The organism is Niallia sp. WK069_GA_01 (assembly GCF_983173855.1).
The window spans coordinates 3,750,899-3,774,612 of the sequence record NZ_OZ470138.1 but is presented as its reverse complement, the minus strand read 5'-3'; the positions used below and the strand labels follow the sequence as shown (position 1 = coordinate 3,774,612).

Annotated in this window: 19 protein-coding genes and 1 pseudogene; 18 read left to right on the top strand and 2 right to left on the bottom strand. The window is 36.1% G+C overall.

All coding sequences use genetic code 11. The features are described 5' to 3' along the window. Window positions 1-31: 31 nt before the first annotated feature. From AC5LWL_RS17640 to AC5LWL_RS17590, 11 genes are all read left to right on the top strand, one after another. Entirely contained in the window at window positions 32-991 is a 960-nt protein-coding gene (locus AC5LWL_RS17640) for an ABC transporter permease (RefSeq protein WP_493435529.1), read from the top strand. Between the two features lie 16 nt (window positions 992-1,007). Next, a complete protein-coding gene (locus AC5LWL_RS17635) occupies window positions 1,008-1,943 on the top strand; it encodes an ABC transporter permease (RefSeq protein ID WP_493435528.1) in 936 nt (311 codons plus the stop codon). 3 nt (window positions 1,944-1,946) lie between these two features. Further along, a complete protein-coding gene (locus AC5LWL_RS17630) occupies window positions 1,947-2,963 on the top strand; it encodes an ABC transporter ATP-binding protein (RefSeq protein WP_493435527.1) in 1,017 nt (338 codons plus the stop codon). Between the two features lies 1 nt (window position 2,964). Continuing rightward, window positions 2,965-3,774, top strand: coding sequence for an ATP-binding cassette domain-containing protein (locus tag AC5LWL_RS17625; protein WP_493435526.1), 810 nt, complete (start codon window positions 2,965-2,967; stop codon window positions 3,772-3,774). Between the two features lie 667 nt (window positions 3,775-4,441). Next, a complete protein-coding gene (locus AC5LWL_RS17620; RefSeq protein WP_493435525.1) occupies window positions 4,442-5,266 on the top strand; it encodes a PHP domain-containing protein in 825 nt (274 codons plus the stop codon). Further along, window positions 5,266-6,063, top strand: coding sequence for a sugar phosphate isomerase/epimerase family protein (locus AC5LWL_RS17615; RefSeq protein WP_493436648.1), 798 nt, complete (start codon window positions 5,266-5,268; stop codon window positions 6,061-6,063). Before AC5LWL_RS17620 ends, AC5LWL_RS17615 begins: the two co-directional genes overlap by 1 nt. Next, window positions 6,060-6,863: a 5'/3'-nucleotidase SurE gene (gene surE / locus AC5LWL_RS17610; protein WP_493435524.1), complete on the top strand. Its 804-nt coding sequence runs from the start codon at window positions 6,060-6,062 to the stop codon at window positions 6,861-6,863. The genes AC5LWL_RS17615 and surE overlap by 4 nt, the downstream gene beginning before the upstream one ends. Then, complete coding sequence (locus tag AC5LWL_RS17605; protein WP_493435523.1) at window positions 6,860-7,882, top strand: ABC transporter substrate-binding protein; 1,023 nt, start codon at window positions 6,860-6,862, stop codon at window positions 7,880-7,882. The genes surE and AC5LWL_RS17605 overlap by 4 nt, the downstream gene beginning before the upstream one ends. 77 nt (window positions 7,883-7,959) lie before the next feature. Continuing rightward, window positions 7,960-9,681 carry an ABC transporter permease gene (locus AC5LWL_RS17600; RefSeq protein WP_493435522.1) on the top strand — a complete coding sequence of 574 codons (1,722 nt, stop codon included), beginning with the start codon at window positions 7,960-7,962 and terminating at the stop codon, window positions 9,679-9,681. Window positions 9,682-9,688: 7 nt separating this feature from the next. Then, the gene (locus AC5LWL_RS17595) at window positions 9,689-10,804 is read left to right on the top strand and encodes an ABC transporter ATP-binding protein (RefSeq protein ID WP_493435521.1); all 1,116 of its coding nucleotides are present in this window, start codon (window positions 9,689-9,691) and stop codon (window positions 10,802-10,804) included. Window positions 10,805-10,918: 114 nt separating this feature from the next. Continuing rightward, entirely contained in the window at window positions 10,919-11,203 is a 285-nt protein-coding gene (locus AC5LWL_RS17590) for a hypothetical protein (protein ID WP_493435520.1), read from the top strand. 355 nt (window positions 11,204-11,558) lie between these two features. On the opposite strand, the gene AC5LWL_RS17585 is transcribed toward AC5LWL_RS17590, so the two are convergent. Continuing rightward, window positions 11,559-12,110, bottom strand: coding sequence for a DUF3231 family protein (locus AC5LWL_RS17585; RefSeq protein WP_493435519.1), 552 nt, complete (start codon window positions 12,108-12,110; stop codon window positions 11,559-11,561). Between the two features lie 1,120 nt (window positions 12,111-13,230). Between AC5LWL_RS17585 and AC5LWL_RS17580 the strand changes: the two genes are divergently transcribed. From AC5LWL_RS17580 to AC5LWL_RS17570, 3 genes and pseudogenes are all read left to right on the top strand, one after another. Then, window positions 13,231-14,124, top strand: a complete 894-nt coding sequence (locus AC5LWL_RS17580) for a cation diffusion facilitator family transporter (protein WP_493435518.1) — start codon at window positions 13,231-13,233, stop codon at window positions 14,122-14,124. 981 nt (window positions 14,125-15,105) lie between these two features. Then, on the top strand, window positions 15,106-16,110 hold the full coding sequence (locus tag AC5LWL_RS17575) for an SDR family NAD(P)-dependent oxidoreductase (RefSeq protein ID WP_493435517.1): 1,005 nt from the start codon (window positions 15,106-15,108) through the stop codon (window positions 16,108-16,110). Between the two features lie 149 nt (window positions 16,111-16,259). Then, window positions 16,260-16,571 (top strand): annotated as a pseudogene (locus AC5LWL_RS17570) (GDP-mannose 4,6-dehydratase); the annotation flags it as partial. 191 nt (window positions 16,572-16,762) lie between these two features. On the opposite strand, the gene AC5LWL_RS17565 reads toward AC5LWL_RS17570, so the two are convergent. Further along, window positions 16,763-18,103, bottom strand: coding sequence for a transposase family protein (locus tag AC5LWL_RS17565; protein WP_493435516.1), 1,341 nt, complete (start codon window positions 18,101-18,103; stop codon window positions 16,763-16,765). 51 nt (window positions 18,104-18,154) lie between these two features. On the opposite strand from AC5LWL_RS17565, the gene AC5LWL_RS17560 reads away from it, so the two are divergent. The 4 genes from AC5LWL_RS17560 (at window position 18,155) to AC5LWL_RS17545 (ending at window position 23,688) form a co-directional block, all read left to right on the top strand. Beyond that, window positions 18,155-18,862 carry an NAD-dependent epimerase/dehydratase family protein gene (locus AC5LWL_RS17560; RefSeq protein WP_493436647.1) on the top strand — a complete coding sequence of 236 codons (708 nt, stop codon included), beginning with the start codon at window positions 18,155-18,157 and terminating at the stop codon, window positions 18,860-18,862. Between the two features lie 15 nt (window positions 18,863-18,877). Further along, window positions 18,878-20,098, top strand: coding sequence for a UDP-4-amino-4,6-dideoxy-N-acetyl-beta-L-altrosamine transaminase (gene pseC, locus AC5LWL_RS17555; RefSeq protein WP_493435515.1), 1,221 nt, complete (start codon window positions 18,878-18,880; stop codon window positions 20,096-20,098). 10 nt (window positions 20,099-20,108) lie between these two features. Next, window positions 20,109-21,719, top strand: coding sequence for a CDP-glycerol glycerophosphotransferase family protein (locus AC5LWL_RS17550; protein WP_493435514.1), 1,611 nt, complete (start codon window positions 20,109-20,111; stop codon window positions 21,717-21,719). A 172-nt stretch (window positions 21,720-21,891) separates the two neighbouring features. Continuing rightward, window positions 21,892-23,688, top strand: a complete 1,797-nt coding sequence (locus AC5LWL_RS17545; protein ID WP_493435513.1) for an N-acetylneuraminate synthase family protein — start codon at window positions 21,892-21,894, stop codon at window positions 23,686-23,688. Window positions 23,689-23,714 lie beyond the last annotated feature (26 nt).

Here is a 23,714-nt window from a genome sequence, read left to right as displayed (position 1 = left end):
TACTATAGATGAACTAGCGGGAGGGAAGAGAATGGTTCGGTTTATTGTATCTAGGTTATTTTCTACATTGTTTGTATTAGTTGGAGTGACGATATTTGTTTTTTTGCTAATTCAACTTATTCCGGGAGATCCGGCACAATCGGTATTAGGCGGTGATGCAACTCCGGAGGCGGTTCATCAATTAAGAGAAGAAATGGGATTGAATAAGCCTTTAGTTGAACAGTATTTTAATTGGGTAGGAAGCTTATTGCAAGGAGATTTAGGATATTCTCATACACTTCATTCAGATATAGTTGGGGAAATAATGCCTCGATTTTACAACAGTATAATCTTAACAGGCGCAAGTTTATTAATCTGCATACTATTTGGGGTTGTATTAGGATTGTTAAGTGCAATAAAGAATGGCAGTATATTTGACCGAATTAGTATGGGAACGGCATTAATTGGTGCAAGTATGCCGGTATTTTGGATAGCTTTAATGTTGATGTGGCTGCTTGCTATTAAAATGCAGCTGTTTCCTGTCAGCGGAATGTATAATATGCGAAATCCAGGAGGCTGGAGTGATTTATTACATCACCTTGTGCTACCTGCATTTGCAACGGCAACAGTATCAACCGCTGTTATTGCCAGACTCTCTAAAACAACGATATTAGATATATTACAAAAAGACTATATTAAATACTTTAAATCTTTTGGTCTATCAGAAGGAAGAATTAATGTCGTCCATGTATTAAGAAATTCACTTCCTCCCATTATTAATGTGATAGGGCTGCAAGTTGGTTATATTTTAGGAGGTTCATTATTTAGCGAAGTCGTTTTTAATTGGCCAGGAATTGGTCAAGGAATGTATACAGCTATTACTTCAAATGATTATCCGATGATTCAGGCAGGAATATTATTAATTGCTTTAACTTTTGTCATCGTAAATTTGTTGGTAGATTTACTGAATATCTGGTTAAGTCCAAAGCTACGAGAATCACTTAAGTCGTAAAAAAGGAGGCATAAGGATGTTTTCACAATCACAATGGAGATTAGCGTATAAAACATTTTATAAAGACAAGGCAGCAACTGTAGGATTTGTTATTATCATGATTAGTTTAATTGTTGCAGTATTCGCCAATTGGATAGCACCGTATAGTCCCAATATTGTAGCAGAAGGAAGTACTAGACTGCTTCCTCCTGGAACAGAAGGGCATTTACTAGGAACGGATCAACAAGGAAGAGATATTTTGAGCAGAGTAATTTTTGGTACACGTTCTTCTTTGCTATCTGCAGTTCTCCCTGTGGTTGCAGCTGCAAGCATTAGCTTAATACTAGGAATTGCAGCAGGTTATTTCCAAGGTTTTTTTGGGAATTTTATCATGAGATTAATGGATGTTTTCTTTGCATTTCCTGCTGTCCTATTAGCAATCGCCATTACAGCAATATTAGGTCCTGGACTATTAAATGTTATGATTGCCATCGTTATTGTTCGAATCCCTTATATGACACGAGTGGTTTATACAGATACCCTGCAAGAAAGCCAAAAGGAGTATATTGAAGCAGCCAAGGCATTTGGGATTAACAATACAGAAATAATGTTTAAGCAAATTTTACCAAACGTGTTGCCGTCCATCATTGCATACAGTACTACACTTGCGGGAGTGACAATTACTACTGTAGCAGGACTAAGCTTTATTGGTTTAGGCGTTCAGCCTCCTAATCCGGATTGGGGAAGAATGGCAAGTGAAGGTAGCGATATTTTATTACAAGGTTCTGCATTTGTAACGTTTATTCCTGGATTTGCAATTTTGATTCTTTCTTTTGCTTTTAGTTTAGTTGGAGATGGCTTAAGAAATGCATTAGATCCGCATGAAAGATCAAAATTTAAAGAAAATACAGCAAAAAAGAAAATGTATCAACCAATACTTCAATGGAAAAGTGCGAAAAAGGATGTGAATTAAGGAGTGTCTATTGCTAATTTAACTGAAAATAATCATGTACTGAACATCAAAAACTTATCAACAGAAATTAACACCCCTGATGGAATTACAACCATTATTGAAGATATAAACCTGTCAATTGATAAGGGTGAAATTATGGCTATAGTAGGAGAATCAGGTTCTGGTAAATCGATGACGATTCAATCGATTTTACAGCTGCTTCCATCAGGGCTGATTCATCAATATAATGGAAGTGTTAAAAAAGAAGGTACAGAGTTATTTTCTTTAAATGAAAGGGAACTCCGGGATTTGCGGGGAAAAGAGATTTCACTTGTTGCACAAAATGCGATGACATCGTTGGACCCATCTTATAAAGTCGGATCGCAAATAATTGAAATTATTATGGCAAAGACGAATTTATCGAAAAAACAGGCAAAAAAAAGGGCTTGTGAATTATTTGAACAACTGGGAATTGATGATCCGATGCGTATTTATCAGTCGTATCCACATCAATTAAGCGGTGGTTTAAGACAAAGGGTAGTCATTGCCATGTCGGTTGCTTGTGAACCAGATATTCTTATTGCTGATGAGCCAACTTCTGCATTAGACCCAACTATTCAAAAGCAAGTTTTAGATTTATTTAAAAAAATAAATAAAGAGTTAGGTACCACCATTTTAATGATTACCCACGATTTTGGAGTAGTAGCTTATCTTGCACAAAAAGTGGCGGTTATGTATGCAGGACAAATTGTGGAAAAAGGCAGAACAGAAGAAGTGATTTTTCAACCTAAACATCCTTATACAAAAAGTTTGTTAAAATGTATTCCAAATTTAGAATGGATTTTTGACGATACGAAAGAAAAAGAGCCATTATGGCAAATTGATGGGGAAGTGCCAAAATTATCGGAAATTCAAACGGGCTGCAGATTCGCAAATAGATGCTCCGTTGCAAATGATAGATGTAAATTTACAAAGCCTTTATTAAAAAAATGGGATGCTGATCATTATGTCCGCTGCATTTTAACCGAAGGAGCTGAGTAAAATGGAGAGAAATTTAGTAGAGATAAGAAATCTGCAAAAAGTGTATGGAAGGAAAAGCAAGTTCTCTGTCTTTCCTTCTAATGAGGTTGCTGCGGTTAAGGATGTGAGTTTTTCTATTAAAAAGGGTGAAACTTTTGGATTAATTGGCAGTTCAGGATCTGGAAAAACAACGGTTGGAAGATTGCTTCTTCGCTTAATAGAACCAACAAATGGAGATATTCTATATAAAGGAAAATCACTGTTAGAGCTAAATAAAAAAGGAATGGATGCAATGAGGAATCAAATGCAAATTGTTTTCCAGGATTCAGGCTCTGCATTCAATCCAAGAAAGACGATTGGTGAACAGATTGCCCATCCTTTAATAAAGTTTGGCGGCTATAGTGATCAACATGATTTGAAGAGAAAAGTATATGAAATGTTAGATGTAGTAGGATTGCGAAAGGACTTTGCAGGACGTTATCCCCATGAATTATCTGGTGGACAAAGACAAAGAGCTGGTATAGCAAGAGCGTTAATATTGAAACCGGAATTTCTTGTTTTAGATGAACCTGTTTCTGCGTTGGATGTGTCTGTTAAAGCGCAAATTATTAATCTTCTTCAAGATCTTCAAAAGGAATTTGGTTTAACCTACTTATTTATTGCCCATAATTTAGATTTAGTAGCATACTTTTGTGATAGAGTAGGTGTTATGTCAAAAGGAGAAATGGTTGAAACAGGATCAACAATAGATATATTCAGAAACCCACAACAGGAAATTACGAAATCTTTATTAGATTCTATTCTTACAGTGCGTGTTCAAAAGGGAGGATAAAAAGGACCAAGAAGTTCGAGGCGGATTAGCTTTGAGCATCGGCCTTCCGCAGGATGTGGTGACTTCAACGTTGCTCACAGGACGTGAGCGTTTTTAGTGGAAGATCCTCTAGTTAATACGTGAGAAGCGGAAAAGCAAACCAACGAAGAAATTCGACGTGTCATTTTTACCGGACTTTTTGAACAACCTCTTACAGTTGAAGGAAGTTTTCGTGTAAAGGAACCACAATATTAACAGTTACCAGCAAGATTATGATACATATAGGTGGAAGATTAACTGCTGCATGAAGTCTAGCGTTATCTTTTCAACTTTATAGCACAGGGAGAGGTTATTCAAACCTTTCCCTGTTTTTTTTGTCTGGTTCATTCTCTTTTCCTATGAAAATCCTCTGCAATGTAAATTTTGTGTGAAAAATTTACGTTTATTTTACATAAAAAACTGCTATATCAGCCATTAAAACCTGAAAATAAAGGTTTTTTTCTATTGCATTGTCTTTTTTTAAGAAATTGTAAAATAAATTCCATTTACATTGCGTTAAAGAAATCTATAAATCTCTCATATATCAACTTTATAAAAGAACTTTACCATTAGGGGTATAAAGTGAACCTTTCATCAGTGAAAGGATTACTGCTTGATAAGAACCAGATAAAAGGAAGGAGATGGGACGATGAAGATAGATTTACATATGCATACTACTTGTTCAGATGGAGAGCTATCACCAGAGAAAATCGTTCTTTTAGCGAAACAAGAAGGCATAAAAATAATGGCTATTACGGATCATGATGAGATTGCGGCATATAAGTCCGCAAAAAACATAGCGGATAATGTTGGCATTACTTTAATTCCTGGAATTGAGATAAATACAAGTGGACCCAATGGAGAATTGCATATTCTTGGATATGGAATACAGCCAGATCATCCAAAGCTAGTAGAATACATTGCTTGGCGTAAAAACGACCGTATCGTTTGGAGTAAACAAATAGTGGAAAAGCTTCAGCAGTTGGGCTACAAGATAAAATGGAGAAATTGCTTTGAAAGAGCAGAAGGAGGAGTGATTGTTCGAACGCATATTGCAGAAGAACTTGTGGCAAATCAGTATTTCGCTACTGAAAAACAAGCCTTCGAGACATTGTTGATAAATGGAAAGGCTGCTTTTGTAGAACGTTCTGCTTTTTCCTCCTTAGAAGCCATTCAACTAATTCATCTTTGTGGAGGCAAAGCTTTTATCGCACATCCGAATCTTTACTCCTTCCCATGGTCATTGGAAATGTTAATAGAAGAAGGGATTGATGGCATAGAAGCATATTATTTCACACATGACAAAAAAACAACAGACTATTGGCTACAGCAAGCAGAACAACATCAACTATTAGTTAGTGCTGGAAGTGATTATCATGGGAAGTCAAGGAAAGAAACGATTGGTTCTGTTATTTGTAAAACAGAATGGGTGATTCCATGGTTGGAGTCTATTAGAAAGGTAGATGTTTTGTGATGAAATTGTATGGATCTTCTACTTTATTATGGGGCAAATCATTTGAAGAGATATGCAAAGAATTTTCCTCCCTAGGATTAAATGGAATGGAATTATGGGCCGAACAAGTTTGGCATCAGCATTTTTCCTTGGATGAAATTAAAAAATTCACTGATTTATATGAGCTGGAATTAACCTTGCATGCTGCGAGCTGGGATTTAAATCTTTGTTCATTGAATAGTGGGGTTAGACAACAATCTATCACAGAAATTGGTCGGTCCATTCAACTAGCGTCTGCTATACAAGCCGGAAATATGACGGTTCACCCAGGCAGATTAACATTATCAAGAGATTGGAGCGATTGGCATATGCAATGTTTAAAAGAATCACTTGATCTTATAGAAGATTTAGGAGCTGGACATGAGGTGACTATTTCTCTCGAACTTATGGAAAATGTGAAAAAAGAGTTTATCACCATGCCGGATAAAATGAATGAACTTACGAGAAATCGATCAGATACGATTCAAACAACCTTTGATGTTGCACATACGCCGATTTCTATTAATCCTTTAACCTATTTTAAAAAGTTGGAAAGAATAAATAAAGTTCATTTAAGCGATTCTCGAAATGATAGATTTCATGTTCCATTAGGAGAGGGACAAATTCATCTTTCTCACATGATAAACGAATTGACCGATTTTGAGCATCCGATTGTACTAGAAGGATATGATCCTTATGGTCAAAACACCACACTAAAAAAACATCTCACTTATTTAAAACAAAATTTGATGGGGGCAGAAAAGGGGAGAGTTGGATGAGATTTTTAGTTACAAATGATGATGGTATATTCGCTCCAGGTGTTGCTGCATTGGTGGAAGTATTACAACATTTTGGTGAAGTATATGTTGTTTGTCCAGATCAAGAGCGAAGTGCGATCAGTCACTCGATTACACTGAGGGTCCCGCTTAAGGCAAGTCCAGTTTCAGTTTTTGGGCAAAATGTTAAAGCTTGGGCAGTAAATGGTACTCCTGCTGATTGTGTGAAATTAGGGGTTGATGTGTTAGTCAAGAAAAAAATAAATTATGTGATTTCTGGAATGAATCTTGGTGCCAATCTGGGACGAGATGTATATTATTCTGGAACCATTGCTGCAGCAACAGAAGCTGCACTCTTTGGGATACCTGCAATATCCGTATCTCTTGATCGGTATGAATTAACAAATTTAGATTATTCTATTCCGAAACGCTTGTTATACGATGTAATGGAATCTATCTTGCCTAATAAACTGCCCAAAAAAATATTTTTAAATATAAATCTACCATATGTTACAAAGGAATTATGTAAGGGGGTCAAAGTAGTTCCGCTGGATTTATCTGTATCCCGCTATAAACATGTAGGCATAAATGACCCAAGTGGACAAGTATTTTATTGGCTGAAAGATCATCTTCCACAATTGGATGTTTATGAAGAAATGGGAGATTATGCTTTTTTAAGAGAAGGGTATGTGACAATCACCCCAATTGAAGGAAAAATTAGTGAACGAAAACATTTGAAAAAAGTAGAGCGTCTGTTTAAAGGGCCATTGCAATTAAATTCTGAGGAGGAAATTTTATCATGAAAAAAACACTATTCTTTTTATTGCTGACTTTTATTCTTATTGTAAGTGCTTGTGGGAAAACAAAGGAGTCAGCTTCAGAAACAAAAGACTCTTCTGAAGCAGTTTCAGGAACACTTCAATTTTATACTTCCCAGCCAGATACAGATGTAACAGAACTGGTGGCAGGTTTTAATAAAAAATACCCAAATGTAAACGTAAAAGTATTCCGCTCAGGTACAGAAGAAGTAGTTGGCAAAGTATTAGCTGAAAAACAAGCAGGAAGCGTACAAGCCGATGTTCTATTAGTTGCTGATAATGTAACGTTTGAAAATTTAAAGACGCAGGACTTATTGATGTCATATGAATCAAAAGAATTAACCAATATACCAACTGACTTTGTTGATCAAGATCATATGTATACAGGGACCAAAATTATGTCTACTATTCTTGCAGTAAATACAAATAAGGTTGATAAACTTCCGAATTCTTGGAATGCCTTAACGGAGTCTACAGCAAAGGGTCAAGGCATTATGCCAAGTCCACTTTATTCAGGAGCCGCTGCTTATAATGTTGGAGTAGTCAGTCGTGATACTGAATTTGGCTGGGATTATTTTAAAAAACTTCATGGTAATAATGTAACAGTAGTGCAAGGAAATGGTGCCGTATTAAAAGCAGTAGCAAGCGGAGAAAAACAATATGGCATGGTAGTTGATTTTATTGCAGCACGTGCTAAACAAGAAGGTTCTCCTGTTGAATTAGTATATCCAAACGAAGGTGTACCAGTAATTACAGAACCAATTGGCATTACAAAAGAAACAAAAAATGAACCAGCAGCAAAAGCTTTTGTTGACTATGTTTTATCAGAAGATGGCCAATCTTTAGCAAAAAAACTCGGGTATACACCAATTCGAAAAGGAATGGAAGCACCTGAAGGGTTAAAAACATTTGATGAAATGAAGGTAATATCAGCACCAACAGAAGAATTATTAAAAACACGTGAAGAAGATAAACAACAATTTAAACAGCTGATGGGAGAATAATCCTTTATTAAATGCCGGATTGAAATAGAGAGAAGCATCCTTTCTGAATTTAAAGATAAATGAGGTGTAAACAAAACATGTCAGAGCCTTTTATTGAACAGCTAGAATATCCGTCTAATCCTGCTGTTGCTAAGCGAAAGATAGGTAAATATGCCATCATGACGTTCACCCTAATATTACTGGCTATTTTCTTTGTTGTCCCTATTATTCGGCTGCTATGGATGAGCTTTTCAACTGATCAAGGATTTTCCTTAGCGAATTATAGCAATATTTTAATGGAAAAAACAACATGGATAATGTTGAAAAATACATTTTTTATTGTTAGTGGATCCACCCTTATTGCCTTATTTCTTGGTGTGGTAATGGCATGGATTGTAGCATATAGCGATATTCGAATGAAAAAGGGATTACAAATTTTGATTATTTTGCCATTCGTTATTCCATCGTATATCGTGACCATATCTTGGGCGCAATTTACAAATGATAATGGTTTTCTAATGAGGCTGCTTTCCCATTTACCATGGAGTATGGATTTTATAAATTTATATAGTTATGGCGGCATCATTTTTGTTCTTGGTATTTCTCATTATCCCCTTGTCTATTTATTAACAACCAATGTACTGCGCAGAATTCCACGAGATTTGGAGTTAGCTGTTCGTTCATCTGGGGGAAATAGAAGGACCATCTTTCGTACAGTTACGTTGCCTCTTGCTTTTCCTGGTATTGTAAGTGGTGGGCTGCTAGCATTTTTAACAAACTTGGATAATTTCGGAATTCCTGCTTTCCTTGGAATTCCGGCAAATATTACAGTATTAAGTACAGCCATCTATCAAGAAATTGTCGGATTTGGTCCAAATTCATTTGCTCGTGCTGCAACATTATCCGTCATTTTAGGTGTAGTAGCTTTGCTCGGTACATTTCTTCAGTGGATTTTATTAGGTAAATCAAAACAAAGTGATACTACTATTTCAGATGCGAATCCTCGTTTTTCTTTTGGAAAATATCGATTAGCTGTTGAAGTACTTATTTGGTTATTTTTAATCATTATTAGTATTGTACCGATTTTATCCATGATTGGATCTTCCTTGATAAGAGCATATGGTTTACCTTTTAGTTTAGAGAATATTACATTGGATCATTATCGTTATGTTTTATTGGAATATGATAAAGCAAAGCAGGCGATTATTAATAGTTTAGAGCTTTCTACCATTACGATGATCATTTGTTTAATCATTGGAACAGCAGTTGCCTATTATCGAGTACGTAAGAACAATGGAGCGGCGAAAATGATGGAGGTTATTATCGGTCTTCCATATGCTTTACCAGGCATGGTATTAGCACTTGCTATGATTTTTGCTTGGATGCAGCCAATTCCAGGCTGGAATCCAGGGATATATGGAACGATATGGATCTTAATTATTGCCTATGTTACACGATTTATGATTCTTCAAATCCGCGGGAGCATGACAGCAATGTCACAAGTGTCGGTTGAGATGGAAGAAGCAGCCCAAGTATCAGGTGCAAGCGGTATGGCTAAATGGCGATATATTATGCTTCCACTTTTGATGTCTGGAGTATTAAGCGGAGCATTTCTGGTATTAGTGACAACCTTAACAGAATTAACGGTATCTTCCTTACTTTGGTCCAGTGGATCAGAAACAATCGGATTAATCATTTTTAATTTTGAGCAAGCAGGATATACCAATTATTCCACAGCCTTTTCCGTTTGTATCATTGGAACAATGCTGCTGCTTAGTTTAGTTGTCTTTACGCTTCAAAAATTATGGAAGAGGGTGTGAAGGATAGATGAGTACGGTTATTCGTCATGTTAGTAAAAAATTTGATCAAACAACTGCACTTTCAGCAGTTGATTTAACGATTAAAGAAGGAGAATTTATTGCGATTCTTGGTCCTTCAGGCTGTGGAAAAACAACATTGTTACGCTTAATAGCAGGGTTTGATTCTCCTACAGAAGGCGAAATATTAATGAATGGAGAACTGGTGGCTCAGAATGGAAAAAAGGTGCCACCTGAGCAGCGTAATATTGGTATGGTTTTTCAATCATTTGCTCTTTGGCCCCATTTAAAAGTAAAAGAACAAATACGTTTTCCATTAAAACATCATCGTTTTGTAGAAAAGTCTCTTCAAGCTAAAGCAAATGAACGTGTGAAGGAAATGTTATCGCTTATAGGATTAGAGAAATTTGGAGATAGGATGCCAAATGAATTATCAGGAGGGCAAAAGCAGCGTGTTGCGATTGCTCGAGCACTTGCTCCAAAGCCATCCTTATTATTGATGGATGAACCGTTAAGCAGTCTAGATGCAGAATTAAGAATGGAACTGCGGAATGAAATACAAATGATTCATCGAAAAACAAATACTTCCATTGTGTATGTAACACATGATCAGTCAGAAGCACTTGCGATGGCAGATCGAATCGTTGTGATGAAGGATGGTCAGGTAGAACAAATAGGCACTCCCGAAGAAATCTATATGTTTCCAAAGACAGCTTTTGTGGCAACATTTGTAGGAAAGGCAAATATGTTTCAAGGAAAATGGACGGATAATATTTTTCATCCATTTGGAGATAAAAACATTCAGTGGAATGTCCCATATATTTCTGGGGATATATACAAGCAGCAGCTTTGTCCAATCAGGCCAGAACAATTAAAACTGTCAAAAAATGGAGTGGGTATAAACGGAGTCATCCGAAATTGTTTATTTCAAGGGAAGGAAATGCATTATACAGTAGAGGTAAATGGTGATCTTTTTCATGTAAATGGCAATTTATATGAACGCTTTTTAATAGGGGACAAAGTGGTTATTCAACTAAAACAGCAACAGGAAGCAACTGATTTTTCATTCGATGAACTGTTGGGAAACGCCACGAACAATAGTAGAGAAAAAATCTCTCTTCACTAGTAGAGGAGGATTTATTTATTTGATTATGCGGTGAAAAATGGGAGGAACGCGGAATAATCGGGAGAAGCGCGGAATTAATGGGAGGAACGCGGAATAATCGGGAGAAGCGCGGAATTGTTGGGAGGAAGCGCGGAATTATGGAGAGAAACGTGGAATTGTTGGGAGGAGCGCGGAATTAATGGGAGGAACGCGGAATTATCGGGAGGAACGCGGAATTATCGGAAGAAGCGCGGAATTATCGGGAGGAGCGCGGAATTAATGGGAGGAACGCGGAATAATCGTGAGAAGCGCGGAATTAATGGGAGGAACGCGGAATTATCGGGAGGAACGCGGAATTATCGGAAGAAGCGCGGAATTATCGGGAGGAACGCGGAATTATCGGGAGAAGCGCGGAATTAATGGGAGGAACGCGGAATAATCGGGAGAAGCGCGGAATTGTTGGGAGGAACGCGGAATTATCGGGAGAAGCGCGGAATTATCGGCTTCTGTACAAAGTAAATGGGAGGAAATGATAAATAATTCTCAATAAAAAGACATTATTTCCAAAAGGCACGCTGCTCCATAACGCTGCAGATGCCTTTTTTTCATTAAAAAAATCATAAACGATATGGAATGGTGGATAACTGGATGGTTGTGTTGGCATCCAACTCCTATCGCTTATGAAAATAACCCTGTGCTTCTAAAAAGTGGACGCATGTAAACATTTTTCTTCAGGATGATAATGATCTTTCTTACGAGCACTTTTTTATTTATGCTACTGCTGTTTAGGAGCACCAGGTGGATAATAATAGGGTGGAACCTTAATCCATCCTCTTTTTCGCATTAAGTCTTTAAGTGTTGCTCCAAACTTCATTTTTTCTAACATGCATTGTGTAAATAGCACACTCACATCATTTCTAATGCTTTCTGAGGCGGCGGCAGCAGAATGAACGATAGCGGCAACTGTTTTTATGCTTAGTCCATTCATAATTTCATCATCTGTTAATTTAGTACCTAAAGGAACACCGTTTGGATCAGATTGTGGTCGCTCCTGACTAGTAGGGGGTAAATGTATTCCTTCTGTTTTCATAAATTCCTTAAATCTTTGTCCTTGGGAATCGCATTGTTTTAAGCTATCTTTTAGAATTGTTTTTACATCATCATCTGTAGTAGTATTTAGTCCAATTTGAATATAAATAGACGCTTCATTCATAATCGTTAAATATAACCAACAACTCATTACTTCGCCAACATGTAATGGGTTTTTTTGTTCATTGTCCAGATTCATTTGCAAATAGTCTTTTAAAGCTTCAATTATAGTAGTCACCAATATCATCCTGTCATTTTTTTATTATATTTTGTGAAAAAAAAGAATTTGATACATTAAATTGTCTTTTTTTATCCTATTCATTACGGGCAGTGAGAAAAAATGCATTTGTGCAGAATGTGGAAAGGAAGAAAAAGTCGAACTTGCTGTGGTGCGAAATGTGAAGAAGTTTAAGCTGCTGTTTCCTGACCGAAAAATGACTACTACTAAGCAGTGCTCTGTAAAAGAAAAATAAGAAGAATATTAGAAAAAGATTTTAATAAAGTAGGATCAAATCGAGGATCTTTTATAAATAACGGATGCTGTCGTAATAAAAAGGCAATCAAGACAAAAACAGCAAAGAAAAGAGGCGAATTTGTTCTCTGATGGAAGTCTTACATTATGGTAGACACTCATACAAACTAATTTGCACCATGAAGAATGAAGATAGGCAGTTTGATTATGTTCGTTGATATGTTGAAGCAAGGAGAAGCCTGCATACACAAAGACTCCCGCGGGAATGCGCGAGAAAAGACGGGACCACGCAAGTAGCACGAGGAAGATCATGTGTAGCCCAGTGGAAAGCAAAGTTTATTCTGACTGCGGACTTATCGAGAACGCCTCTTTTTCAGAGGTAGCTGATTTTTTTCGTATTATAGGAGAAATTAATCAAGAAAGGATGATAGTGCTGAACGGAATTAAAGACTAGCAGGAGTTAAAATGACTGCAAAGAGTCAACTACATCTGGGGAATAAAGAACGTAACTAGCTAATCGGAAGTAGTCGCCAGAGGAGAGTTATTGCTAAATTTTCTTTAAGGAAACTTTTTTGGTACAAACCTAAAATTTTTCTATAGAACTCTAAGTGTGACAGCCAACAAAACTTTTTCTCTAGACCCAATGAAATCTATTCTGTTAAGATACAAAAGTGATTTTTGAAAAGAAGTATAAGTTCGGTAAGAAAATTTGTATTTCGTTGATAACCAAGGGTGTTTGCGCTTTTCTATTGTCTAGATAAAGCGCTTGACTCTTGTGAGTTTAACCCTATGTTTCTAAAAGTAAAAACACTTTTGGAGTCATGTGAACATTTTTCTTCAGAGCTGCACAAGGTGCTGGCACTTTTCAGAGAGGGGAAGGGGAAAATTGGCAACAAGAGAGTCTTTAGCAAAAAAGGTAGCATGGATTAGTGTTATCAGTAATATTTTTTTAACGGTGGGCAAATTAATTGTCGGCTGGATCGGAAACAGTGATGCTGTGTTTGCAGATGGTATTCATTCAGCGGCTGATGTTTTTGCATCCATTATTGTTCTGTTAGTAATAAAAATAGCAAATAAGCCTGCTGATCAGGAGCATCCATATGGACATGGAAAAGCCGAGATTATCGTGTCTGGAATTGTTGGCATTGTTTTGCTTGCAGTGTCATTATACGTTGTATACGAGGCGGTAGCAGGACTTTTTCATCCAATAACTACACCAAATATGCTTGCTATGTGGATTGCTGTTATTTCTTATGGGGCTAAAGAATGTTTGTACAGATATTCCATGAAGATTGCTGTAGCTCAAAAAAGCAAAGCAATTGAAGCGATAGCTTTTGACCATAAAGCAGATATTGTAGCAAGCATTGCTGCAGCTGTTGGGGTATTATTATCGATCATTGGAGCGAAATTTCAAATTCATTTCTTGCTTTTTGGAGATAAAATAGCCAGTGTAGTCGTTGCATATTTGATATTCAAAATAGCAAAGGAAATGTTGAAAGAAGCTTTTGATATTTTGCTGGAGCGAAATATTGATTCTGAAATACTAGTTGACTATCGTGCCATTATTTCTTCGTTTCCTGATGTAAGGAGAATTGACAGAATTAGGGCGAGGGAGCACGGCCATTATGTATTAGTGGATCTTAGAATTGCCATTGATTATAATAAAACGATTAAAGAAGGACATGATTTGTCCAGAGAAATAAAACAGAAGCTAATGAGAAAATACGATAATATTGAAGAAGTGTTAATCCATTTGAATCCTTATTTTGAGAAAGAATAGCTGGAAAATAGTTCACTGCTCTACAAAGAAGCTGGGACATAAGTATTCCAACCGAAGATAAACCCAAACAATGATACGAAGAGGTATCATTGTTTGGGTTTTTTATTTATGTAAAAAAGAAGGTTTTGTGGTAATCACCTGCAGGAAATGTGGGAAGGCTAAAGACCCCGCAAGGCAACGCCGAGGAGGCTCAGAGCTCCCACACCGCGGAAAGCGAAGCAACCCGTAGTGGAAAGCAACCCCATAAGAAAAGCGCAAGCGCCTTGTTTAGCCCCGAAGAAAAATGTTCTCCAGACTCAAAAAGTGTTTTTTACTTTTAGAGGCTGGAGGCAATACTCACTGGGGCTAGGCGCTGGAGCTAGACAGCCTTCACATTTCAAAAAGTATATACTTTTTCACCTTTTAAAAAATAAACCTCCCATTTTGTTGTTCTTAAACCGAGTAATATCAAGGAATTGCAAACGAATTTGATGGTGCGAAGTTTGAGTTAATTAGATTAAAAAACATAAATAACCAGTATAGGGAAGTAACCATTTACGTGCTAAATTAGAGCATGTTCGTCTTGACCTATTATCTATTTCGTTATGCCTCAGCCTCTTTTCCTCACTGTCATCAACTGAAATCTCCGTAAATTGTAATAAATTAAAAATGATTGGTTTTTATACTATTTCCTCCTATGTTGAATGTTAATTTGACGACATGGGGATCTTCTTATTACCTCCAATAGCTCTTTCTAGGTCACTCACTATATTTCCATAAAAACACAAATATTATGGACAATTCTCCTCACCTTTTTTTCTTTGATGGAATATAAAGGAAGTATAACGAAAAGCTTGTCTTTGGTTAAAGCATAAGAATGCAACGTATAACGAAAAAATTATAGGCTCTGCTATGCGAATTTATAGACTAGATCAGTTCTTCTATTGATCTTTCATTATAAGTGCAAAAGGAGCGGGAAATAAGAGAATAGGAGGGGCTTTTGTGTTTTTTAAGGAAAAAAAGATTTTAATTATAGGTGGAACGGGAACAATTGGACAAAATCTCATTCGCTTTTTATTAGAAGAGGAACCAGAAGAAATCAGGATTTTTAGCCGAGATGAATTCAAACAATATCATCTTCAACATACTTTAAAAGGAAATAAGAAAATACGCTTTTGTATTGGAGATGTCCGTGAATATGCGAGTGTGTTAGCAGCAATGCAAGATATTGATTATGCATTTCATGTTGCAGCGATGAAGCATGTAGCATCTTGTGAACAAAACCCATACGAAGCGGTGTTAACAAATATTATGGGAACGAATAATGTAATAAAGGCTGCAATGGAACAGCAGGTGGAGAAGGTGGTATTTACTAGTTCAGATAAAGCTGTATCACCAACTAACACATATGGAGCAACAAAATTAACGGCAGAGCGGCTTATATCTGCTGCTGAACAGAAGAAAGGAAATAGCAAAACAGTCTTTGCTAGTGTGCGGTTTGGCAATGTAATGGGTTCTAGGGGTTCTGTTATTCCACTTTTTACAGAACAAATTTTAAAAGATAAACGCATCACTGTTACAAACAAAAAAATGTCTAGATTTATGATGTCCCTTACGCAGGCAACTATGTTAACAATGGAAGCATTAAAAGAAGCCCAGGGTGGCGAGGTCTTTATTTTGAAAATGCCTGTTATCGTATTAGAAACCTTATCCGATGTAGTTATAGAAGAAGTAGCCCACAAAAATGGATTGGATCCATCTGCTATTACCATAGAGGAAATAGGCTTAAAACCGGGAGAGAAAATGTACGAAGAGCTAATGACATTGGATGAGTCAGCAGTTGCCTATGAACTTCCTAATATGTATATTATTCCTGGTCTTCATTCAAAAATGGGATTGTATTCAGATGCGAAAAAAGCAGCACTGGCTACTTATAGTTCAGATGACCAACATCCACTGATGAAAGAAGAACTTAGAAGCTTGTTAAATAGGGAAAAACTTGTATAAAAAAGGCATTAATAATGGAAATGATAAACGAAAACAGGCTGTGAGTTCAAAGTGAAAATCGATAGGAGAACAGCCATTGAAAAAAAACGCAACAGTATAGTTTTATAAAAAAGGATTAAATTTAATTACAATAAATTGGAGGAAAAAGAATGAATGTACTTGTTACTGGCGGCGCAGGTTTTATCGGAAGATGGGTGGTCCGTCAACTATTGCAGGATAAACAAAATGTATGGGTATTAGATGATCTTTCGAACGGCAGAGTAGAGAATATTCAAGAGTTTTACCAAGATCCTCATTTTAAAGGCTTTATAAAAGGGGACATTAACGATATAGCAGTATTGAATGCATTATTTCAGAACAACTTGGATGTGTGCTACCACTTAGGTGCCAGCATCAATGTTCAGGACAGTATAGATGATCCTAAAACCACATTTGTCAATGATACAGTCGGAACATTCAGCTCCGAGGAGTAAACTTTGATAAAAAAATGTGAAAGATGTTAAAGTAACTTATTCACATGTAAAAATTTACCATTGTCGTTTTCGTCCTTTTTACCAAAAAAGACAAGCCAATTTCGTCATTTTCATTGTGAAATTGTGGATAACTACTTTTCTCTTTCCCAACACCACATCCTTTTGTTATAATTATGACACTAGGTAAATCTAATTTGCATTGGTTTTCCCAGTTGTACTATATCCTCGTTTGTTAGTGTTTGCCCGCGAAAGGCTTCTAACAGTCGCGAGGATATTTCTTTTACCGTTTTTTTGACGCGCTTCAATGCTTTCGACCCTTGCTCATGAAGCACCATTATGATTTCTGTAATCTGGGCCAATAAATAATGATTTTTCATGGCATTGTAATTTTTACTGCTTGCGTGTTGAATGTGATAGCGTAGGTTTTTTTGTCTGTTAAATCCCTCGTTTTCTATTTTCCAACGGCTTCGTCCAGTGTTAACGAGCCTTTTGGCATTCTTTTTTGTGATTTTTATGTTGGTAAGGAAAAGAAACTTTTGTTTTCCCTTTTTCGTTTCCATTTCGTATTCCAGCACACTTTGTTGATGTTCCCTATAAACAATTCCGTTCACCCAAGTAATTCTTCCTTGTTGGCTATCTTCATTTATATTCAAGACATTGTCTTCCATATTTTTTAATACCTGAAACTCACTGGCAATACTTTTGATGCGATCTTCCTTGAATCGAAATAAATAGTTCCACTTATATTTCTTGCATTGGTTAAAGACCTTTTCACACGCATAAAGACTATCGGCAATGATACAGATGGGCAGCCGTTTGAATGTGTCTTTAAGTCTTGTAGCCAATCGATAAAAAGCATTTAGTTCACAATCTTGTTTCTCCACGTCTTCCGATTCATTTTCAATAAACGCTGAGTCAACACTCAGCACCATATCTCCAACAACCAATTTAGCTTCTAGGACGTGATGCATATAGATGGTCTTTGTTTTTTCTTCACCCGTTTCCTTATCCTTTTCCTTGTAATTTCGTCTCAAGCAGTGGTCACAATGCTTTACATTAAACGTGAAAATGCCTGTACCATCAATGATAACGCCCCAATATTTCCCCTCAATCCGATAAGAATCAAAGCACCTCTTTTTCAATAATTCTTTGATCATGTACGTTCGGATATGTTCAAGTTCTGCTGGTTTCAACCGAGAAAGAAAATTATTGATTGTATCATAGTGGGGTAATTCTTCCAAATGTTCAATCCCTAAAATTTTTCCTATATTTTCAATGCACTCGTCCTTGTTGAATTCATTCGTCATTTCACGCATGCTTTTTAGATTACAGGTGTTTTTTAAAATAACCATCATCAAAAGGACTTCTGGGTCATAAATAGTATAGCCCTGGTGTCTTGGATCCTTTACTTTTTTAAGCAACTTATTAAAATCTTTAAAAAAGTGTTTCTGCGTTTTCAGAAACTCGAATAAAAAGTTTATCCCTTTTTCTTTATCACGTTTGTCTTTTCTAGTTATCATAAAAAAACTCCTCCCAAATACCAATATAATAGGGTTTTGTATATCCTAATTATCCTATATTTGGCGAGTGTTAGGTGGAATCATCTCGAAAAACTTTTACTCTTCAGAGCTGTCGGAACATTCACCGTTATCGAAAAATGTAAAGAACATCAAGTGAAAATAGTATTTATGAGTACATGTATGGTATATGATCTTGCAACAAGTACAGATGGAATAAAAGAGACAGATCCGATTAAACCAGCTTCTCCATATGCTGGCGCAAAAATTGCTGCAGAAAACATGGTTCTGTCTTATTACCATGCCTACGGTTTGCCAGCAGTAGTTATTCGCCCTTTTAACACATATGGCCCTTATCAAAAAACTGGAGGGGAAGGCGGAGTAGTTGCCATTTTTATCAAAAACAAACGAAATGGTCTTCCATTGAATATTTATGGAGATGGAACGCAAACTCGTGATCTTCTTTATGTAGAAGATTGTGCAAGATTTGTAGTCGAGGCAGGATATTCAAGTAAAGTAAACGGTCAAATAGTAAATGCAGGATTAGGAAGAGACATCACAATCAATGATTTAGCAAAAACAATTGCAAAGGATAAAGTAGCGATTAATCATGTACAGCATATTCACCCGCAAAGTGAAATTCCCAAACTATTATGCAACTATGAAAAAGCAAAACAATTACTAGATTGGGAGCCACTGATCAGTTTAGAAGAAGGCATAAAGCGAACAGAAGCTTGGATAAAAACGACTAACCTACTATAAGGAGCATCATTATATATGAATGAAAAAGAGAAGCTTGCCATTCATGGTGGTCTGCCAGTGAGAGGCAGTTATTTGCCGTATGGAAAGCAGTGGATAACCGACGATGATATCGAAGAAGTCGTAAAAGTATTAAGAAGTGATTATTTAACAACGGGACCCAAAATCAGTGAATTTGAACAGAAGATTGCTCAATATGTTGGAGCGAAGTATGCTGTCACTTTTTCGAATGGAACTGCCGCACTTCATGCTGCATGTTTTGCGGCAGGAATAAAGGAAGGGGATGAGGTAATTACTACGCCAATTACGTTTGCAGCAAGTGCAAACTGTGTTTTATATACTGGCGGTACACCTGTATTTGCCGATATTGATCCAGAAACATACAATATCTCTCCTGCTTCCATCCGGAAGCAAATTACTTCCAAAACAAAAGCATTAATTCCTGTTGATTTTACAGGACAGCCTGCAGATTTAGAAGAAATACAAAAAATTGCCAAAGAGCACCAGTTAGTCGTGATTGAAGATGGAGCCCATTCCCTTGGAGCAATATATAAAGGGAAACAGGTTGGGCAAATTGCTGATATGACAATGTTCAGCTTTCATCCAGTAAAGCATATTACTAGTGGAGAAGGCGGAGTAATTACAACAGATAATGAAAGCTATTATGATAAACTTTTGCAATTTAGATCCCATGGAATTACAAGAGATGCTTCTAAATTAGTGGAACATCATGGACCATGGTATTATGAAATGCAGTTTTTAGGCTATAACTACCGAATGACAGATATACAGGCAGCGCTAGGTACTAGTCAGATGAACCGCTTAGAAACTTTTCTTCGCTTACGGAGAAAATACGTTGCTAAATACAATAAGGCTTTTGAAAACATCGAGCAAATCATTATCCCAAAACAATTAGACGACACGAATTCAAGCTGGCATTTATATATCATTCAGCTGCAGCTTGAAAAGCTTACAGCAGGAAGAAAAGAAATATTTGAAGCCTTAATAAAAGAAAACATTGGTGTTAATGTACATTATTCCCCAGTATATTTGCATCCCTTTTATCAATCATTAGGCTATCGTAAAGGACTCTGTCCACAAGCAGAGAACTTATATGAAGCAATGATTACACTTCCATTATTCCCAGCAATGACGGAGGAAGATGTAGAAGATTGTATCAAAGCAGTGCAGAAAGTACTCTCTTTCTACGGAAAGAAAAACGAAATAGATATTAGTTAGGTGGCTTACTATGAATATTCTACCTAAGTACAGTTGGTATTTAGATTTGTTAGAAGATTTTCAAGATGTAAAGTGGAATGGATATTCACTCATTCAATTTATAAATATCCAACCCTACTTTAACGTGATTACTAGAGTGCTAAAAATAAGCACAGATACTATTGATAGTTGTACTAGAAATAAACTAAAGAAGGAAAATGAATTTCAGACTCTTTTTGAACAGAAAATAAAACTGCCTAGAGTAAATATAAACGAGAAAAGAAGCGGGAAAATCCTATTATTTGACCAATTAAATCTTCGTTTTCCTCATCAAACATATATGGAATATTTTAATAAAAACACGACGATGATTGTCCGAACAAATCCTACTCTAGCCAGTATATCTGATATTCCTATTAAAGTTTTTGAGAAAGAAGAAGATGCTAGTTTAAAACAAGAAGTAGAGAAAATAAAAGAACAAGTAACAAAGATAATGGCGAAGCATGCAGATCATCCAATTTATTCAAACATTATCATTCAAAAAAGATTAATACAGGAATTTAAGAATATATTACTTTATTTCCGCTCTATTGTTCATTTTTTTGAAACGACGAGTATAGCTTGTGTGGTTGTAGGGGGTTCAGGAGACATTACTAGCAAAATGCTTATCATTATAGCCGCTAATAAAAATATTCCGAGCATTAGTCTGCAGCATGGTTTAATTTCTGCCAATAGAGGGGTCATACCAAATATGGCAACAAAAGAAATGGTTTATAGTGAATTTGAAAAACAGTTTTTTCATAAATGGGGTGTGAAGGACGATCAATTAGAGATTCTTGGTCATCCTAAATATGATCTTATATTTTCTCAAGAGCATATGAAAAAAAATGCTTTATTTCGATTATTAGGCATTTCTCCAAAAACAAAAACCGTCTTAATCGCTACACAGCCTGGAGGAATTTTCAGTCTAGATAAAGTCATTAAAATTATCAATTATTTAACCAAATATAAAATAGTCGTTATTATTAAACCACATCCAACGGAATGTAGAAATGGAACGTTTAATCATTATTTAAAATTAGCAAAAAAGAATAGGTATGTTCGTGTCTTTTGGAAAGGAGCAACCTTATACGATTTAATAAAAAATGTGGATGCTGTCTGTGTAGAATTCTCAACAGTAGGTTTTGAATCGATGCTGCTAGGAAAACCAGTCTGCTTTACCAACAGTTTAGAACTTGATGGTGCAGCATATGAGTTTGGGGATTATTTAAACATACCCGATCCAAACAAGCTAGTAATCTATTTAAAGAAGCTAGTAGAAAATAAAAAGTATTACATGAAAGTAAAACAAGCACAGCAAAAAATAATTAAGGAAGCATACCCTCAGAAAATTGCTGGCAAGAAGCTATCTGATTTTATCTATCAAATAACTGGTATACAAAGTTATGATAACGATTGTGCATTACCTGAAAATACAGTGGTTATTGATTCAAATAAAAGAAAATATCTTTTGCAAGAGGGACTGAAAAAACGAATCTTAAATGAAAAAGTAGTAGAAAAGTTAGGAATAGAGACAAAAGAAGCCATAGTAGTAGACGATAGTATGCTAGAAAAAATTCCTACAGGAGAAAGATTCGTATAACTCTTTTTAAGGAGTTTATAAGATGCTCACCCAGGGGCATCGGCAAGACTTTAGATAACGAACAATAATCTAGAAGCAGAAATCCTTCTCTATAAGACAGTGCTATCCAAGTTCCTAAAGTATTTTCAAGATAGTATAAAATTTTAACTAGAAAGGATGAATAAAATCTATTATGGAAAGTTCAGAAGATAGTAGATGGAAGATTCCTAGTCAGAATGTAAAAATAATAGCAGAAATAGCGAATGCTCATCAAGGAAAAGAAGAAAATATTATGGCTTTGATAAAAGGGGCGGCAGAAAACGGTGCGGATGGAATAAAATTTCAATGGTTTAAATATGATCATTTAGCTGTCCCTACTTATTATGCTTATGAAGATTACGTAAAACTCTTTATCAATGAAGTTAGTTGGGAAAGATGTGTAAAAGCAGCGAAAGAACTGGGCTTAGAGGTTTGGGTTGATATTTTTGATTTATGGGGTGTTCAATTATTAAAAAAACTAATGGATGTTGTCGATGGAATAAAACTACCCCCAACCGTGATTCAATCCACAGATTTAATAAAGTCGATTGGGAAAATCAATAAGCCCGTTCTTTTAGGTGTTGGTGGATGGCTTGATGAAGAAATGGATGAAATAATTCATTATGTGAAAAAACATATAACAAATGAAATAATACTCATGCACGGATTTCAAGGTTATCCAACAAAGACAGAAGATGTTAACTTAAAACGGATACCGTATTTGAAAGAAAAGTATTCATTGCCCGTTGGATTCGCTGATCATAAGGATGCAGAGAGCGAGCTTGCGCTTGAACTCCCAGTGTATGCTTATTTACAAGGCGCTACAATAATTGAGAAGCATATTACACAAAATAGAGCAGAAAAAGGCTATGATTATTATTCTTCCCTTGAACCAGAAGAATTTAAACGATTAAGAATGAAACTACAGGAAGCAGAAATAGCGATGGGATCTTTACAAATAAAAGAAGCAGAACGAAAGTATTTAGAGAACGCTGAGATTAGAGCAGTATGTAATAACGATTTGAAAAAGGGAGAAATTATTACCCTTGATCATGTTTCGTTTAAAAGATGTCCAGATGTGCATGCACTAAAACCTTTCCAGGCTGAAAAATTATTCCCGCAAATTATTACTGCAAACAAAACAAAAAATGAACCGATTGAATTTGCAGATATAAAAAAACCAAAAATTACGATAGCTGTAATTTGCCGCTTAAAATCAACAAGACTGCCTAAAAAGGCGTTGTTGCCGATCTTTGGAATACCATCGATTGAACGTTGTCTTCAAAATTGTTTGGCGATACCTAATATTGATCATGTAGTATTAGCAACTTCTAATCTTCCAGAGGATGATCCCCTTGAAGCATTTACTATGGATGGTAAAGTTACCGTTTATCGTGGTTCTCCAGATAATGTAGCAGATAGAATGCTGCAAGTAGCCGAATTAACAAATGCAGACATCATCATTCGTATTACAGGAGACTGCCCAGTTGTTTCTCCTGAAGTGATGCAGTATCTAATCGAAAAACATCTAGAATATGGAGTCGACTATACACAAGAAGCATCCAGTGCAATGGGTGTCTCAGGCAATATTATCACAGTTGAGGCATTAAAACGATTAACCACCCAGCCAAAGCCATTAACACAAACAGAATATCTCTCTTTCTATTTTCTAAACAATCCCTCTCTCTTTTCAAGCAATAAAGTTGCTCTTCCAGAAGAATTACACGATCCCAATTGGCGTTTAACATTAGATGAACCTGCTGACCTGCAGATGTTCGAAAAGCTGTATCAGGAATTAAACATAAAAAACGAACCACTTTATTATCAGCAAATAAAAGAATTGTTAACCAATGATCCTTCTATTATAAACATGAATCAAGCCATTTCAGTAAAATGGCTAGAAGATCAATCCTTGATAGAGGAAATTTCTAAATCAACCATTATAGAGTAGATTTCTAGTTTACATGTAGGAGTTTG